Below are 16,387 nucleotides of genomic sequence, written 5' to 3'. Positions count from 1 at the left end.
GCCGACAAAGTACGGTTCCCTCTCGCCATTCACAACCGCCCCACCGTCCACGAATCTCTGACGACTTCACCTCCGGCGCCCGCCGGATGCACCATGCTTGGAGGCCGTACGGCGCAGCCCGTCTCGCCCGGCTGCCGGCGCGACGCATGGCGTTCCCCTCAACGAGGTGCACTGATCAGTGAAGTCCGGTAAGTCGACTCTGGCAGCGTGGCTGCACCGCCTCAACACCGGAAGCTTGGAGCAGGTACTCGCGGCACGGCCGGATGCCGTGTCCCCGCCGGAGCCGCGCTCGGTGAGCGAACTGGCCGAACGCCTGCAACGCCCGGGCTCGGTCGCGCTGGCGCTGCCCCGACTCCCGCTGCCCGCCCTGCAGGCAGCCGAAGCGCTGGCCGCGCTGAGTGCGCCGGCCTCTCGGGACGTCCTGGCGAATTTACTGGACGCGACGGCGGACGACGCCGCGCGCGACCTGGAAGCGACGCTCCAGACCCTGTCCACGTATGCGCTGGTCTGGCCCGACAGCGGGGGAACACTGCGCATGGCCGCGCCCCTGCGGCAGGCGTGGGACACGCCGCTCGGACTGGACCAGCCGCTGGCGACGCTGTTGAAGGACACGACCTCCGAGGAGTTGCGCCGCATGCTGACGGCTCTGGGCGTGCGGCCTCCCGGCACCAAACCGCAGCGCCTCGCGACGCTAGTGGAACACCACAGCGACCCGGCACGTGTCGCCAAGGTGGTCGCACAGGCACCAGCCGACACCCGGAAACTGCTGGACCGCAGGGCGGACCCCGCGTACCGGCCACAGGCATTCGTCCTCATCGGGGGCCAGTCCGCCCCCGGACCGGGTGCGCGCTGGGCGCTGGAGCGGGGACTGCTGGTGCAGGGTCGACACGGCTACGGCCCTGTTCGGATGCCCGCCGAGGTGGCGCTCGCGTTGCGCGGGCCAGGCTGGCACGCCCCGTTCGACCCGGCGCCGCCCATCACACCCCTCGTACCCGTCACCCCGGCGGAGGTCGACAGTGAGGCGTCCGCCGCGGCCACGGCGTTCGCCGCCCACGCCGTCTCGGTCCTGTCGGTGTGCGCGACGACTCCGCCCGCCCGGCTGAAGTCCGGCGGCGTCGGAACCCGCGAACTGGCCAGGGTCGGCAGGGCGGCACGCTGCGAGGAGACCCTCGTACGCCTCACCCTCGAGACGGCGTACAAGGCCGGTCTCATGGCCCGTGACGGTGACCGGGTCGCGACGACGGACGCCTACGGCACCTGGGCCGAGTCGGAGCCCGCAGAGCGGCTTCCGGTATTGCTGCACGCTTGGTGGGCACTTGGGCTCACCCCCTCGCAGGCCCGGGACGATGACAACAAGGCACTGCCCGCCCTGGCCGGGACACCGTCCTGCACCGGCTGCCTCCAGGCCCGGCAGGGGGTGCTCGCCGCCGCTTCCCGTCTCCCGGCCGGGCAGGGCGCGAAGAACTCGGCCGAACTGGGTCCTCTCACCCACTGGTCACGGCCGCTCGCCGAGGTGCTGCCACAGGACGCGACGCCGTTCGCCACCGTGATCCGGGAGGCGGAATTGCTCGGGGTCCTCGCCCGCGGCGTCCTGTCCCCGATTGGCGCCGCTCTGCTGGCCGACAGCACCGAGGGACTGGCCGTCGCCTGCCACCGTCTCCTTCCCGCCGCCACCACTACAGTCCGCTTCGGCAGCGACCTGACCGCCGTCGTCACCGGCACACCCGCCACGCGGCTGGTCACGCTGCTGGACTCGGTCGCCGATCGGGAGACCAGCGGCACCGCCTCGGTGTGGCGGTTCAGCCCGGCGAGCGTCCGCCGCGCCCTGGACACCGGCCGTAGCCAGGGCTCCATCGAGGCCGACTTGGCCGCCGTCGCCACCAACCCGCTGCCCCAGCCTCTGTCCTACCTGATCACGGACACGGCGCGCGGCCATGGGCGGATCCGCATCGCCTCGGCCGCCTGCGTCATCCACAGTGAGGAACCCGCCCTCCTCACCGAGATCGCCGCCCACCGCAAACTCTCCAAACTGGGTCTGCGGCACCTCGCCCCGACCGTCCTCGTCAGCCGCACCCCGCTGGAGAAAGCCCTCGCCGCACTGCGGACCGAGGGGTACGCGCCGGTCGCGGAGACGGCCGACGGAACCGTGCGCGTCGAACGACCCCGCAGACACCGGGCGCCCGCGCCGGTACCGCCCCCGCGCAGTGCTGTCAGGTCCAGCACCCCATCCCGTACGACCACCACCCCGAAGCAGGCCGAACTGACCACGCTGGCCGCCCGACTGGCGGGCGCCCCACTCGCCCATCCCGCCCCCGACCCGTACAACGGCGTCCCCTTCGCCACCGATACAGAAGAAATCATCGCCGGACACGCGATCCAGATCCCCCACGCCGACGTCCGTCAACTCGCCCACGCCGTGGACAGTGGGACGGCGGTCACCATCGAGTACGTCGCCACAACAGGCAGCCGCACGATCCGCACCATCAGCGGCCTCGACCTCGACCCCCCGTATCTGTACGCCTGGTGTCAACTACGCAGTGCGGAGCGGGTGTTCACACTGTCGCGGATCCACGGTGTGATGCCCCCGGCGTAACGCCGGGGGGCGGGCCAGGGCATGCGAGGCGACTGTACCCATCCCGGAGCATCGTCACGAGGAACACGGTCTCACGTGGTCGGTGCCCGCCCCCACCACACCGCCGGCCAAGTGATCCGTGCTCGGCGCATTGGAATGACACCGCCTCACTGACGGAACTCTTCCGCAGCGGTCTGCAGTGGCGCACACCAGGAGAGCGACCCCGCGGAGCGGTTCAACCCCCACTGCGGGAGCTCCTTGGACCCGGACCAGGTCCGCCACGGGTGCCGTGGACCGCACGGCTGCTGTCGACCACCTCGACGCCGCGCTGCTGGACACGCTCACCACACGCGGCATCGCCGCGCCCATGGCGCTCCCGGCCTCCATCACCTCGGCGACCGCGGCATGGCGGCGGCTCACCTACGGGTACCAGCACCAGTCGCGTGCTCCGTTCCTGCTCGAACCAGCCATGCCGCTCTGTATTCAGCTCCAAGCCCTCGCGTCCACTGCGCGTCCACTGGATCTTGGAGCACGGAGCTGCGAGGTGGTTTCCAGCGCGCCCGACCCCTCGCATCACTGCAGGTAGGAGCTATGCCTGGTTCAGTCAGGTCACGGCCTGCGGCTTCCAACAGCGCCCCTGAGCAGCGGATTCTCTCCGTTGAGTCAGAGTTCCTGATCTCCCTGCCAGGAAGAGACGTTTCCGCAGGTCAAAGCCCTGTAATGGTGGGGCGGGTGGGACTCGAACCCACGGCCGACGGATTATGAGTCCGCTGCTCTAACCGGCTGAGCTACCGCCCCATAGCGGCGTGTCGCGTACATGTGTGCGCGCCGTCTGCCGCAGCATAGCCGCTCATACGATCTCCTGCTTCGGCTGGGCGGCTTCGCACGGCCTACGTGACCTTGAGGACTGCGCCGGGTGCCGCGCGGTTCCCGGACCAGGGAGATTGACATGAAAAAGGACCCCTGAGAGGGGTCCTCGTTCGACCTGCTCCCCCGACTGGACTCGAACCAGTAACCTGCCGGTTAACAGCCGGCTGCTCTGCCAATTGAGCTACGGAGGACCGAGCTCCCCGGACTGGACTCGAACCAGTAACCTGCCGGTTAACAGCCGGCTGCTCTGCCAATTGAGCTACCGAGGAAGGTCTCGTTTTGCATCGAACGTACCTACCTGGGTATCCGCCAGGGGGCGCGCGCTCGCTGCGACACATACATTAGCGCAAGCAGGGGGGTGCTCCGCCAATCGGCACTCCCCGGCGCCGACGCCGCACTGGAGACCTACGCAAGGAAAGGGTGGCCGCCATGCGTTACCGGCTCACGTTCGTCGCCGGAGTCGTCCTGGGTTACGTGCTGGGCACGAGGGCCGGGCGCGAGCGCTACGAGCAGCTGAAGAAGTCAGCCAGGCAGTTCGCTCAGAACCCCGCCGTTCGCAACACCGCTGAGACAGCGGCCCACCAGGGCCGCGAGTTCGCGGGCAAGGCGTACCACGTGGTGAGCGACAAGGTCGGTGACCGCGTCCCCGAGTCGGTGGCGGAACGCGTCCGCCACCTCCGCGACCGAGCCACCCACAACGGCGGCGAGGACGACTGGGGCACGAGCAATACGTGACCCTCTGATGCCGAACATGTCAGCGCCCCGAAAGGGGCGCGGGGAACGGCGCGGGGAACGGCGCGGTCAACCACGACGCAGCCCGCACTCGAAGCCCGGCGACACCCCCCACGGCGCCCATGGCCCCACCTCAGCGGAGCGTGCGGCAGAATTTTGGCCATGGGGATAGTCGCCGGGTTGGACAGTTCACCCGATTTCACTCGTATCGTCGTCTGTGACACGGACTCCGGAGCCGTGCTCAGGCAGGGATATGCACCGCATCCGGTGGAGAGCCCCGAGGGCGGCGGCCGGCCGTCTGACGTCGATCCGCAGGCCTGGCTGCTCTCCCTGGGCGAGGCCGCGGGCGGCGGGCTGCTGGAGGGCGTGCAGGCGATCGGCGTCTCCGCGCAGCAGAACGCCGTCGTGCCGCTGGACGCGCAGGGCAACACCGTGCGGCCCGCGATGGTCGGCAACGACAAGCGCACGCAGGTCGCCGCGGCCGATCTGGTCGACGCGCTCGGCGGGCGCGAGGCGTGGGCACAGGCGGTGGGCTGTGTGCCGCAGGCCGCGCAGCCGGTCACCAAGCTGCGCTGGCTGGCCCGGACCGAGCCGGAGAACGCCCAGCGCACCGCGATCCTCCTCCAGGCGCACGACTGGCTGGTGTGGCAGCTGCTGGGCCGGCCGGTGCGCAGGACCACCGACCGGGGCGGGGCGTCCGGCACCGGCTACTGGTCGGCGGCGACCGGCGGCTACCGGCCCGACCTGGTGGAGCTGGCGCTCGGGCACCAGGTGATGCTGCCGGAGGTGATCGGCCCGGCGGACGCCGCCGGTACGACGCCGGAGGGGCTGCTCATCTCCGTGGGCACCGGCGAGACCATGGCGGCTGCGTTCGGCCTCGGGATCGGCCTCGGCGACGCGGTGGTGTCGCTGGGCGCGTCCGGGTCCGTGATGGCCGTGCACCCCGAGGCGCTGGTCGACGGGTCCGGGATGATCACCGCGCTCGCGGACGCGACCGGCATGCACCTGCCCGTCGTCACGACGCTGAACGCCGTACGGACGCTGCGCGGGGCCGCCGAGCTGCTGGGGCTGCCCGATCTGGAGAGTCTGTCCGACCTCGCGATGAAGTCGACGCCCGGGTCGCACGGGCTGGTGCTGCTGCCCTATCTGGAGGGTGAGCGGACGCCGAACCTGCCGCACACCGCCGGGACGCTCGCCGGGCTCAGGCGCGAGTCGATGAAGGCGGAGCATCTGGCGCGGGCGGCGTTCGAGGGGATGCTGTGCGGGCTCGCGGACGCGCTGGACGTGCTGCGCGGCCGGGGTGTGGAGGTGCGGCGGGTGTTCCTGCTCGGGCCGGCCGCCGAACTGCCCGCGGTGCAGGCCGCGGCGCCCATGCTGTTCGGGACCCAGGTCGTGGTGCCGCAGCCCGCCGACTACGCGGCGATCGGTGCCGCCCGCCAGGCGGCCTGGGCGCTCGGGGCGTCGCAGGGCACGCTCGACGTGCGGAACCCGCCGGCCTGGCAGGGCGCGGTGGCGCAGGTGCTGGAGCCCGGCGACGAGCTGGCCGTGGGGCAGGCGGTGCGCCAGCAGTTCGTGGCGGTACGGGAGCAGACGCACCCCGGGGCCCTCTGAGGGGTTTGACCGCCTGTTGGGTTAATTCGCTTGAGGTAACACCGGTGGAGTGTTCGACGATAGGGGCCAGGGGCAACCACTCGCCCCGTCGTCCACTCCGAGAGAAGCAGCGTGCTCATACGACTTCTGCGGACCTGTCTCAGGCCCTACAAGAGACCCATAGCTCTCCTGGTGCTGCTGCAGTTCCTGCAGACGTGCGCCACGCTCTACCTGCCCACGCTGAACGCGGACATCATCGACCAGGGCGTCGTGAACGGCGACACCGGCTACATCCTGGGCTACGGCGCCCTGATGATCGGCATCTCTCTGGTCCAGGTCGTGTGCAACATCGGCGCCGTGTACTACGGCGCCCGTACGGCGTCGGCGCTGGGGCGGGACCTGCGGGCGTCCGTGTTCGACCGGGTGCAGTCGTTCTCCGCGCGTGAGGTCGGTCACTTCGGGGCGCCGTCGCTGATCACGCGGACGACGAACGACGTCCAACAGGTGCAGATGCTGGCCCTGATGACGTTCACGCTGCTGGTGTCGGCGCCGATCATGTGCGTGGGCGGCATCGTGCTGGCGCTCGGTCTCGACGTGCCGCTGTCCGGGGTGCTGGTGGCGGTCGTGCCGGTGCTGGGCATCTGCGTGACGCTGATCGTGCGGCGGCTGCGGCCGCTGTTCCGGTCGATGCAGGAGCGGCTGGACTCGGTGAACCAGGTGCTGCGCGAGCAGATCACCGGCAACCGCGTGATCCGCGCCTTCGTCCGGGACGAGTACGAGCAGCAGCGCTTCCGGAAGGCCAACACCGATCTCACCGACTTCGCGCTGGGCACCGGCAACCTGCTCGCGCTGATGTTCCCGATCGTCATGACGGTGGTGAACCTGTCGTCGATCGCCGTGGTGTGGTTCGGTGCGCACCGGATCGACAGCGGCGGGATGCAGATCGGTGACCTGACGGCGTTCCTGGCCTATCTGATGCAGATCGTCATGTCCGTGATGATGGCCACCTTCATGTTCATGATGGTGCCGCGCGCGGAGGTGTGCGCCGAGCGCATCCAGGAGGTGCTGGGCACCTCCTCCAGCGTCGTGCCGCCGTCGGCGCCGGTGCGGGAGCTGCGCCGGCACGGGCATCTGGAGATCCGCGGGGCGGGCTTCCGCTATCCGGGCGCCGAGGAGCCGGTGCTGCGGGCGGTGGACCTGGTGGCCCGGCCGGGTGAGACGACCGCCGTCATCGGCTCGACGGGCAGCGGCAAGTCCACCCTGCTCGGGCTGGTGCCGCGGCTGTTCGACGCGACCGAGGGGCAGGTGCTCGTCGACGGGGTCGAGGTGGCCCGGATCGACCCGCAGCTGCTCGCGAAGACCGTCGGGATGGTGCCGCAGAAGCCGTACCTGTTCGCGGGGACGGTGGCGACCAACCTGCGCTACGGCAATCCGGACGCCACCGACGAGGAGCTGTGGCACGCGCTGGAGGTGGCACAGGCCAAGGACTTCGTGGAGCGGCTGGAAGGTGGTCTCGACTCGCCGATCTCGCAGGGCGGGACGAACGTCTCCGGTGGGCAGCGCCAGCGGCTCGCGATCGCCCGGACGCTGGTGCAACGCCCGGAGATCTACCTCTTCGACGACTCCTTCTCCGCGCTCGACTACGCCACGGACGCCGCCCTGCGGGCCGCGCTGGGGCAGGAGACCGCCGAGGCGACCGTGGTGATCGTCGCGCAGCGGGTGGCGACCATCAGGGACGCCGACCGGATCGTCGTCCTCGACGAGGGCCGGGTCGTCGGCACCGGCCGGCACCACGAGCTGATGGCGGACAACGAGACCTACCGGGAGATCGTGCTCTCCCAGCTGACGGAAGCGGAGGCTGCCTGATGGCGGGGCCCATGGGGCGGATGATGGCCGGGGGCGGCCCCGACCAGCGCTCGCTCGACTTCAAGGGGTCGGGCAAACGGCTTGTCGCACAGTTCCGGCCGGAGCGGATCACCCTCTACGTGCTGCTGCTGTGCGTGGTGCTCAGCGTCGGCCTGAACGTCGTCGGGCCGAAGATCCTCGGCAAGGCGACCGACCTGGTCTTCGCGGGCATCGTCGGCCGGGGCATGCCGGAGGGGGCGAGCAAGGAGCAGGTCCTCGACTCCATGCGGCAGCGCGGGGACGGGGACGTCGCCGACATGCTGCGCAGCACCGACTTCACCCCGGGCGAGGGCATCGACTTCACGGCCGTCGGGCATGTGCTGCTGCTCGCGCTGGGCGTGTTCACGGCGGCGGGCCTGTTGATGGCGGTGGCGACGCGGCTGGTGAACCGGGCCGTGAACCGGACCATGTTCCGGATGCGCGAGGACGTCCAGACGAAGCTGTCGCGGCTGCCGCTGTCGTACTTCGACCAGCGTCAGCGCGGTGAGGTGCTGTCCCGGGCGACCAACGACATCGACAACATCGGGCAGACGCTCCAGCAGTCGATGGGGCAGCTCATCAACTCGGTGCTGACCGTCATCGGCGTGCTCGCGATGATGTTCTACGTCTCCTGGATCCTGGCGCTGGTCGCGCTGGTGACCGTGCCGCTGTCGTTCGTCGTCGCCACACGCGTGGGCAAGCGGTCGCAGCCGCACTTCGTGCAGCAGTGGCGTACGACGGGCAAGCTGAACGCCCACATCGAGGAGATGTACACCGGGCACACCCTGGTGAAGGTGTTCGGGCGGCAGGAGGAGTCGGCGCGGCAGTTCGCCGAGCAGAACGACGCGCTGTACGAGGCGGGGTTCAAGGCGCAGTTCAACAGCGGGGTCATGCAGCCGCTGATGATGTTCGTGTCGAACCTCAACTACGTGCTGGTCGCGGTCGTCGGCGGGCTGCGGGTCGCCTCGGGCTCGCTGTCCATCGGTGATGTGCAGGCCTTCATCCAGTACTCGCGGCAGTTCTCGATGCCGCTGACGCAGGTCGCGTCGATGGCGAACCTGGTGCAGTCGGGTGTCGCCTCGGCGGAGCGGGTCTTCGAACTGCTGGACGCGGAGGAGCAGGAGGCGGACCCGGTGCCGGGTGTGCGTCCCGAGGAGCTGCGCGGGCAGGTGGCGCTGGAGCACGTGTCGTTCCGCTACGACCCCGACAAGCCGCTCATCGAGGACCTGTCGCTGAAGGTCGAGCCCGGGCACACGGTCGCCATCGTCGGCCCCACGGGTGCCGGCAAGACGACCCTGGTGAACCTGCTGATGCGGTTCTACGACGTCACCGGCGGGCGCATCACCCTCGACGGGGTCGACATCGCGCGGATGTCCCGGGACGAACTGCGGGCCGGGATCGGCATGGTGCTCCAGGACACCTGGCTGTTCGGCGGCACGATCGCGGAGAACATCGCGTACGGGGCGTCGAGGGAGGTCACCCGCGGGGAGATCGAGGAGGCGGCCCGGGCGGCGCACGCGGACCGGTTCGTGCGGACGCTGCCGGACGGGTACGACACGGTGATCGACGACGAGGGGACCGGGGTCAGCGCCGGTGAGAAGCAGCTGATCACCATCGCGCGGGCGTTCCTGTCCGACCCGGTGATCCTGGTGCTGGACGAGGCGACGAGCTCGGTCGACACGCGCACGGAGGTTCTCATTCAGAAGGCCATGGCGAAACTCGCGCATGGGCGGACCTCGTTCGTCATCGCGCACCGGTTGTCGACGATTCGGGATGCGGACGCGATTCTGGTGATGGAGGACGGGGCGATCGTCGAGCAGGGTACGCACGGGGAGTTGCTCGCGGCGGGTGGGGCGTATGCGCGGCTGTATCAGGCGCAGTTCGCGCAGGCGGTGGCGGAGGTGGACTGAGTCGCGGGCGGGGGTGCCGAGTGGGGTCGTGGGGCGGCTGCGGGCCCGTCGTGGCTGGTCGCGCAGTTCCCCGCGCCCCTTGGGCCGGACCCGCACTCGGCATCAGTCCAGATAGCCCCTCAGCTGGTCCGCGAAGGCGTGGTCCCGCAGTTTGTTCAGGGTCTTGGACTCGATCTGCCTTATCCGTTCCCTGGTCACTCCGAAGATGCGGCCTATCTCCTCCAGCGTGCGGGGGCGGCCGTCCGCCAGGCCGTAGCGGAGTTGGACCACCTTCCGCTCCCGCTCCCCCAGCGTCGACAGCACCGCCTCCAGGTGCTCCCTGAGCAGCAGGAACGCCGCCGACTCCACCGGAGACGTCGCGTCGCCGTCCTCGATCAGGTCGCCGAGGGCGACGTCGTCCTCCTCGCCCACGGGCGCGTGCAGCGACACCGGCTCCTGGGCGAGGCGCAGGACCTCGCTGACCCGCTCCGGCGGCAGCTCCAAGTGGGCCGCGACCTCCTCGGGCGTCGGCTCGTAGCCGCGCTCCTGGAGCATGCGGCGCTGGACGCGGACGACCCGGTTGATGAGCTCCACGACATGCACCGGGACCCTTATCGTGCGGGCCTGGTCGGCCAGGGCGCGGGACATGGCCTGCCGGATCCACCAGGTCGCGTACGTCGAGAACTTGTAGCCGCGGGCGTAGTCGAACTTCTCGACCGCCCTGATCAGGCCGAGGTTGCCCTCCTGGACGAGGTCGAGCATCGTCAGGCCGCGGCCGACGTAGCGTTTGGCGACCGAGACGACCAGGCGCAGATTCGCCTCGATCAGGCGGCGCTTGGCCATGCGGCCCATGACGACGAGCCGGTCCAGGTCGAGGGCGAGCTGGCTGTCCAGGTCGGGGGTGAGCCGCAGCTTCTCCTCCGCGAACAGGCCGGCCTCGACGCGGCGGGCGAGTTCGACCTCCTCGGCGGCGGTCAGCAGGGGGATGCGGCCGATCTCCCGCAGGTACTGGCGGAAGAGGTCCGAGGAGGGGCTGCCGGAGTCGGTGCGGGCCGGGGTCGGTACGACGACCTCGGGGGGCTCGGCCGCCTCGACGGCCTCGGCGGGCGGCTCCTCCGGCTCCGCTTCCGACTCGGGGTGGTGCACGGCGCGGCTCTGCGCCGGGACCGCGGACAGGGCGTCGGCCTCCGCGTCCGGCGCGGTGCCGTCGGCGCCGGGCGCGGCACCGGCGTCGGTCTGGGTGAGGGTCTGGGTCTGCACGGGGGCGACCTCCAGGATGATCGCTGCCAAGGAGTACGGCAGCGGTACTTCGGGGGCGGAGTCGGCCTCGCCGCTTTCCGTCCCGTACGCGATGAGCGGAACCGCGGGGGTCTGGGACCCGTGGGTGACGGATCGGCCGCGCTCCGAGGACTCAGGCACCGGAACCCAGTGTGGGGTAAGACACATCGTCGCCACGAGGGGCGTGCGATGACTTTTTGCTTCCGGTCCGTGACCGCGTGGTGACCTCAGAGCGCGGCGGCGCCGTGCTCCCGGAGGGACTGGTCGTACTGCTGGAGGACCCACAGTTCGTTCTGCACGGCGGCGAGCTCGGCCGGGTCGCCGTGGGTGCCCAGGCGGGTGAGCCGGCCCGTGATGTCGCGGATACGGCGCTCGACGGCCCGGCGGCGGACCGTCACCAACTGGGCGCCCGCGTACACCTCGTCGGCGCCCTTCACGCCCTTGTGCAGCATGATCGCCTCGACGGCCAGCTCCGTGACCATAGCGCGGACCGCGTCGTCCGGGGCGGCCTCGCGGACCCTGACCAGGTAGTCCTGGGGGTCGGAGACGCCCGGTTCGGCGCCGCCCGCGTCGAGGATGGCCTGGCGCACGGCGGCGTAGGGCGGGGCCGTGAACTCGTCCACGCCGTACGCGTCGAAGGCCGGGGAGACCAACTCGGGGCGCTGGAGGGCGAGTTTGAGGAGCTCCCGTTCGGTGGCGAAGACCGGGTTGCGGAGGTTGAGGGCCGGTCCGCGGGGGGCGGCGCTCTGGGGCGCGTACTGCTGCCCCGGGTGGTGCCGCTCCGGGGCGGGGCCCTTGCCGCCGCGGTCGCGGGCCCAGCGGGCCAGCTGGGCCACGCGCTTGACCACGAACTGGGTGTCGAGGATGCCGAGCATGCCGGCGAGCTGGACGGCGACCTCATGCTGGGCGCCGCTGTTCTTGATGCGGGCGACGATCGGTGCGGCCTCGTCCAGCGCGGACGCGCGGCCCGCCGGGGTGTCGAGGTCGTAGCGGCTCACGATCTGGCGCAGCGCGAACTCGAAGAGCGGGGTGCGGGGTTCGACGAGGTCGGCGACGGCCTCGTCGCCCTTGGCGAGGCGCAGGTCGCAGGGGTCCATGCCGTCCGGGGCGATGGCGATGTACGTCTCGGCGGCGAACTTCTGGTCGTCCTCGAAGGCGCGCAGGGCGGCCTTCTGGCCGGCGGCGTCGCCGTCGAAGGTGAAGATGACGCGGGCCGAGCCGTTGTCCATGAGCAGCCGGCGCAGGATCTTGATGTGGTCGCCGCCGAAGGCGGTGCCGCAGGTGGCGATGGCCGTCGTGACGCCGGCCAGGTGGCAGGCCATGACGTCCGTGTAGCCCTCGACCACGACCGCGCGGCTGGACTTCGCGATGTCCTTCTTCGCCAGGTCGATGCCGTAGAGGACCTGGGACTTCTTGTAGATCGCCGTATCGGGCGTGTTCAGGTACTTCGGGCCGTTGTCCGCCTCGTAGAGCTTGCGGGCACCGAAGCCGACGACGTCGCCGCCGATGTCGCGGATGGGCCACATCAGACGGCCGCGGAAGCGGTCGATGGGGCCGCGGCGGCCCTCCTGGGCGAGGCCGGAGAGGACCAGCTCCTTGTCGGTGAAGCCCTTGCCGCGCAGGAAGCGCGTGAGGTGGTCCCAGCCCTGGGGGCTGTAGCCGACGGAGAAGTGCTGGGCGGCGGCCTGGTCGAAGCCGCGCTCGGCGAGGAACTGGCGGCCGGTGTCGGCCTCCGGGCTGGTCGCGAGCTGCTCCACGTACCAGTCGGCGGCGATCTTGTGGGCCTCGACCAGGCGGATCCGCTCGCCGCGCTGGTGGGAGGGGTTGTAGCCGCCCTCCTCGTAGCGCAGGGTGATGCCCGCCTGGCCGGCCAGGCGCTCGACCGCCTCCGAGAAGGTGAGGTGGTCGATCTTCATCACGAACGTGATGGTGTCGCCGCCCTCCTGGCAGCCGAAGCAGTGGAAGAACCCCTTGCTCGGGCTGACCTGGAAGGACGGCGACTTCTCGTCGTGGAAGGGGCAGAGACCCTTGAGGTTCCCGCCGCCCGCGTTGCGCAGCTGGAGGTACTCGGACACCACGGCGTCGATCGGGACCGCGTCCCGTACCGCCTTCACGTCCTCGTCGTTGATCCGTCCTGCCACGAGGTGAGTCTACGGGGCCGAACTGACACTCCTGAGGCGAGACGGCCTTCCGGCCGGGGGTCCGGGGGTTGCCCCCCCCCGGGAATTGCAGCACGGGGCCGAACTGACACTCCTGAGGCGAGACGGCCTTCCGGCCGGGGGTCCGGGGGGGTGCCCCCGGGAATTGCGGCACGGGGGCGGACCGACACTCCTGACAGCCCCGGCGGCTATGAGGCGAGGCTGTCCAGCGGCACGTGCGGGTCCGCCAGGGCCTCGGTGTCCACCCTCTCCTTCGCGCGGATCAGGCGCTGGATCTTGTCTGTGACGTCCCACACGTTCACATTCATCCCGGCCAGCACCCGGCCGTCCTTCACCCAGAACGCGATGAACTCGCGCTTCCCGGCGTCCCCGCGGATCACCACCTCGTCGTAAGAGCCCGCGGGCGCCCAGCCGGAGTACTCCATGCCCAGGTCGTACTGGTCGGAGAAGAAGTACGGCACCCGGTCGTACGTCACCTCGCGGCCCAGCATGGAGCGCGCGGCCGCCGGGCCGCCGTTGAGCGCGTTGGCCCAGTGCTCGACGCGCACCCGCGTGCCGAACAGGGGGTGCGGGAAAGAGACGACGTCGCCGGCCGCGTAGACGTCCGGGTCGGAGGTGCGCAGCCGCTCGTCGACGACGATGCCGCCGCCGTGGGCCCGGTCGGCGATCTCCAGGCCGGCCGCCTCCGCCAGGTGCGTGCGCGGGGCCGCGCCGATCGCCGCCAGCACGTCGTGCGCCGGGTGCTCCTCGCCGTCGTCCGTGCGGGCCGCGAGGACCATGCCGTCCTGGCCGACGATCTCCGTCAGCCGCCTGCCGAAGTGGAAGCGCACCCCGTGCTCGCGGTGCAGCTCGGCGAAGAGCCCGCCGAGCTCCGGGCCCAGCACGCCGTGCAGGGGTGTCGGACCGTGTTCGACGACCGTGACCTCCGCGCCGTACTCGCGGGCCGCCGCCGCGACCTCCAGGCCGATCCAGCCGGCTCCGGCGATGACGAGGTGGCCGTTGTCCCGGCCGAGGTTGGTCAGGACGTGTTTGAGGCGCTCGGCGTGGGCGAGGCGGCGCAGGTGGTGCACGCCGGCCAGGTCCGTGCCCGGGATGTCCAGGCGGCGGGGTTCGGCGCCGGTCGCCAGGAGCAGCTTGTCGTAGCGGACGACGGTGCCGTCCTCGCCGAAGCGGACCGTCCTCGCCGTACGGTCGATCGCGTCGACGGTCTGGCCGAGGTGCAGCTCGATGTCGTGGGCCGCGTACCAGGCGGGTTCGTGCACGAAGACGCTGTCGCGTTCCTCCTTGCCGAGGAGGTACCCCTTGGACAGCGGCGGGCGCTCGTAGGGGTGGTCGCGTTCGTCGCAGATCAGTATCACGCGGCCGGTGAAGCCCTCCGCGCGGAGCGTCTCGGCCGCCTTCGCGCCGGCCAGTCCGCCTCCGACGATGACGAATGTCTGATCCGCGTCGACCACTAGTTGCCTCCTCGTCAGGATGTCGCCACTTGCGAGCGTCCCGCACGGAGCGTGATGCGGGAAGAGGGAGTGACCCGATCAGGCCACGGAGGGTCACATTCGGGGGTGCTCGCGTCCCGTCCGTCGCGTCAGTCTCATCCCTGCCCCGTCAGACGGGCGTGAAGCGAACGGGCGGAGGTGTCGGTGAGGGAGGCGATCTGGTCGACGATCACCCGCTTGCGCGCCCTGTCGTCCGCCGCCCGGTCGAACAGGGCGCGGAACTGCGGGTCCAGGCCGTCCGGGGCGCGGGCGGTGAGCGCCTCGGCCAGTTCGGCGACGACGACCCGCTGGTCGGCGCGCAGCCGCTCCTGCTCGGCGCGCTGCATCACGTAGAGGTCGGCGACGGCCTTGAGGACGGCGCACTCCATCCGGGTCTCGCGCGGGACGACCAGCTCGGCGGCGTACCGGGTGAGCCGCCCGGCGCCGTAGGCGGTGCGGGTGGCGGTCTCGGCGGCCAGGCAGAAGCGGCCGATGAGCTGGCTGGTGGCGTCCTTGAGGCGGGCCTGGGCGACGGCCGTGCCGTCGTAGCCGTGCGGCCACCACTCCTGGGCGAGGAGGCGGTCCAGGGCCTCGGCGAGCTCGGCGGGGTCGGTGTCGGCGGGCACGTACCGGCCGCGGGCGACCTCGAAGACGTCCCGGCGTTCGGGGTCGGCCTGGAGGCAGTTCGGGTCGATGTGGCCGGCGTGCAGGCCGTCCTCCACGTCGTGCACGGAGTAGGCCACGTCGTCGGACCAGTCCATGACCTGCGCCTCGAAGCAGGTGCGGGTGCCGGGGGCGTCCTTGCGGAGCCAGTCGAAGACCGGGCGGTCGTCCTCGTAGACGCCGAACTTGTTCGACGCCGGGTCGGTGGGGTGGGCGCCGCGGGGCCAGGGGTACTTGGTGGCGGCGTCGAGGGTGGCGCGGGTGAGGTTGAGGCCGACGGAGCCGTCCGGGGTGAACCGCTTGGGCTCGATGCGGGTGAGGAGCCTCAGGGACTGGGCGTTGCCCTCGAAGCCGCCGCAGTCCGCCGCGAACTCGTTGAGGGCCTGTTCGCCGTTGTGGCCGAAGGGTGGGTGGCCGAGGTCGTGGGAGAGGCAGGCGGCTTCGACGAGGTCGGGGTCGCAGCCGAGGGCCGCGCCCAGTTCGCGGCCGACCTGGGCGCATTCGAGGGAGTGGGTGAGGCGGGTGCGGGGGCTGGCGTCCCAGGCGGGGCCCATGGTGCCGGGCGTCACCACTTGGGTCTTGCCGGCGAGTCTTCTGAGGGCGGCGCTGTGCAGGACCCGGGCCCGGTCGCGTTGGAAGGCGGTGCGGCCGGGGCGTTTGTCGGGTTCCGGGGCCCAGCGGTCGACTGACGTCGGGTCGTAGGCCGTGGGGTCTGGTGCGGTGCCGTCCATGTGTCGACAGTACGGGCACGGGTTGTGCTGCACGCCGTCTCGGGTGCCGAGTTCGGTGGTGTGGCGTGTGCGGGCACGTCGTGGCTTGTCGCGCGGTTCCCCGCGCCCCTCAGGGCATCAGGCTGAAGCCAGTTCCCGGAACGCGGGCGACGTCGTCAAGGCCTCCTCGTAGCGGTGGAGGACGAGGTCGGCCATCGACGGGTGGGTGCCGAGGGGGGCCGCCGCGATCCAGGGGGCCTTCTGGGTGGACTCCGTGGCGAAGCGGCCGGGGGCCGTGAAGTAGGACGCGAGGGCTATGTGGCGGCGGCCCCTGGCCAGGAGGGTGCGGACGGCCGTGTCGACCGTCGGGGTCGCGGCGGCGGCGTAGGCCGGGAGGACGGGGACGCCCAGGCGGGCCGCGAGGAGGTGGGCCGTGCGGGCGGTGTCCGATTTCGCGTCCGGGTCGCGGGAGCCGGCCGCGGCGAGGACCACCGCGCTGGTGCGGCGGGGTGTCGTGCCCCAGCCGGCCTCCGTCAGGCGGGCCTGGAGGGCGTCGACGAGGAGGGGG

The 16,387-nt window shown here is 71.2% G+C and carries 10 protein-coding genes and 3 tRNA genes; 5 read left to right on the top strand and 8 right to left on the bottom strand.

Annotation, left to right across the window (positions count from 1 at the left end; genetic code table 11):
• Positions 1-178: 178 nt before the first annotated feature.
• A complete protein-coding gene (locus K4G64_RS24655) occupies positions 179-2,593 on the top strand; it encodes a helicase-associated domain-containing protein (RefSeq protein WP_221758191.1) in 2,415 nt (804 codons plus the stop codon).
• 700 nt (positions 2,594-3,293) lie between these two features.
• Here K4G64_RS24655 and K4G64_RS24650 read toward each other — a convergent pair.
• From K4G64_RS24650 to K4G64_RS24640, 3 genes are all read right to left on the bottom strand, one after another.
• Positions 3,294-3,370, bottom strand: a tRNA-Ile gene (locus K4G64_RS24650).
• 190 nt (positions 3,371-3,560) lie between these two features.
• Positions 3,561-3,633: transfer RNA gene (locus tag K4G64_RS24645), tRNA-Asn, on the bottom strand.
• A 5-nt stretch (positions 3,634-3,638) separates the two neighbouring features.
• Positions 3,639-3,711 (bottom strand) — tRNA-Asn (locus tag K4G64_RS24640).
• Between the two features lie 160 nt (positions 3,712-3,871).
• Here K4G64_RS24640 and K4G64_RS24635 point away from each other — a divergent pair.
• From K4G64_RS24635 to K4G64_RS24620, 4 genes are all read left to right on the top strand, one after another.
• The gene (locus K4G64_RS24635; RefSeq protein WP_221758190.1) at positions 3,872-4,177 is read left to right on the top strand and encodes a YtxH domain-containing protein; all 306 of its coding nucleotides are present in this window, start codon (positions 3,872-3,874) and stop codon (positions 4,175-4,177) included.
• A 159-nt stretch (positions 4,178-4,336) separates the two neighbouring features.
• Positions 4,337-5,785 (top strand): FGGY-family carbohydrate kinase, encoded by a 1,449-nt coding sequence (locus K4G64_RS24630; RefSeq protein ID WP_221758189.1) that lies wholly within the window; start codon positions 4,337-4,339, stop codon positions 5,783-5,785.
• 111 nt (positions 5,786-5,896) lie between these two features.
• Positions 5,897-7,630, top strand: coding sequence for an ABC transporter ATP-binding protein (locus K4G64_RS24625; RefSeq protein WP_221758188.1), 1,734 nt, complete (start codon positions 5,897-5,899; stop codon positions 7,628-7,630).
• Positions 7,630-9,558, top strand: a complete 1,929-nt coding sequence (locus K4G64_RS24620; protein WP_221758187.1) for an ABC transporter ATP-binding protein — start codon at positions 7,630-7,632, stop codon at positions 9,556-9,558. Before K4G64_RS24625 ends, K4G64_RS24620 begins: the two co-directional genes overlap by 1 nt.
• 102 nt (positions 9,559-9,660) lie before the next feature.
• On the opposite strand, the gene K4G64_RS24615 is transcribed toward K4G64_RS24620, so the two are convergent.
• From K4G64_RS24615 to K4G64_RS24595, 5 genes are all read right to left on the bottom strand, one after another.
• Positions 9,661-10,956 carry an RNA polymerase sigma factor gene (locus K4G64_RS24615; RefSeq protein WP_221758186.1) on the bottom strand — a complete coding sequence of 432 codons (1,296 nt, stop codon included), beginning with the start codon at positions 10,954-10,956 and terminating at the stop codon, positions 9,661-9,663.
• Positions 10,957-11,042: 86 nt separating this feature from the next.
• A complete protein-coding gene (gene dnaG, locus K4G64_RS24610; protein WP_221758185.1) occupies positions 11,043-12,956 on the bottom strand; it encodes a DNA primase in 1,914 nt (637 codons plus the stop codon).
• A 206-nt stretch (positions 12,957-13,162) separates the two neighbouring features.
• Positions 13,163-14,428, bottom strand: coding sequence for an FAD-dependent oxidoreductase (locus tag K4G64_RS24605; RefSeq protein ID WP_221758184.1), 1,266 nt, complete (start codon positions 14,426-14,428; stop codon positions 13,163-13,165).
• A gap of 134 nt (positions 14,429-14,562) precedes the next feature.
• Complete coding sequence (locus K4G64_RS24600) at positions 14,563-15,840, bottom strand: deoxyguanosinetriphosphate triphosphohydrolase (RefSeq protein WP_221758183.1); 1,278 nt, start codon at positions 15,838-15,840, stop codon at positions 14,563-14,565.
• A 117-nt stretch (positions 15,841-15,957) separates the two neighbouring features.
• Positions 15,958-16,387 (bottom strand): CbiX/SirB N-terminal domain-containing protein (locus K4G64_RS24595; protein ID WP_308122476.1); only part of this gene is annotated, 430 nt, incomplete at its 5' end.

The sequence above is a fragment of the Streptomyces sp. WAC04114 genome, assembly GCF_019733245.1.
GTDB classification, from domain to species: domain Bacteria; phylum Actinomycetota; class Actinomycetes; order Streptomycetales; family Streptomycetaceae; genus Streptomyces; species Streptomyces massasporeus_A.
Note: the sequence above shows the minus strand (reverse complement) of the source record. Positions and strands in the feature narration are given on the sequence as shown.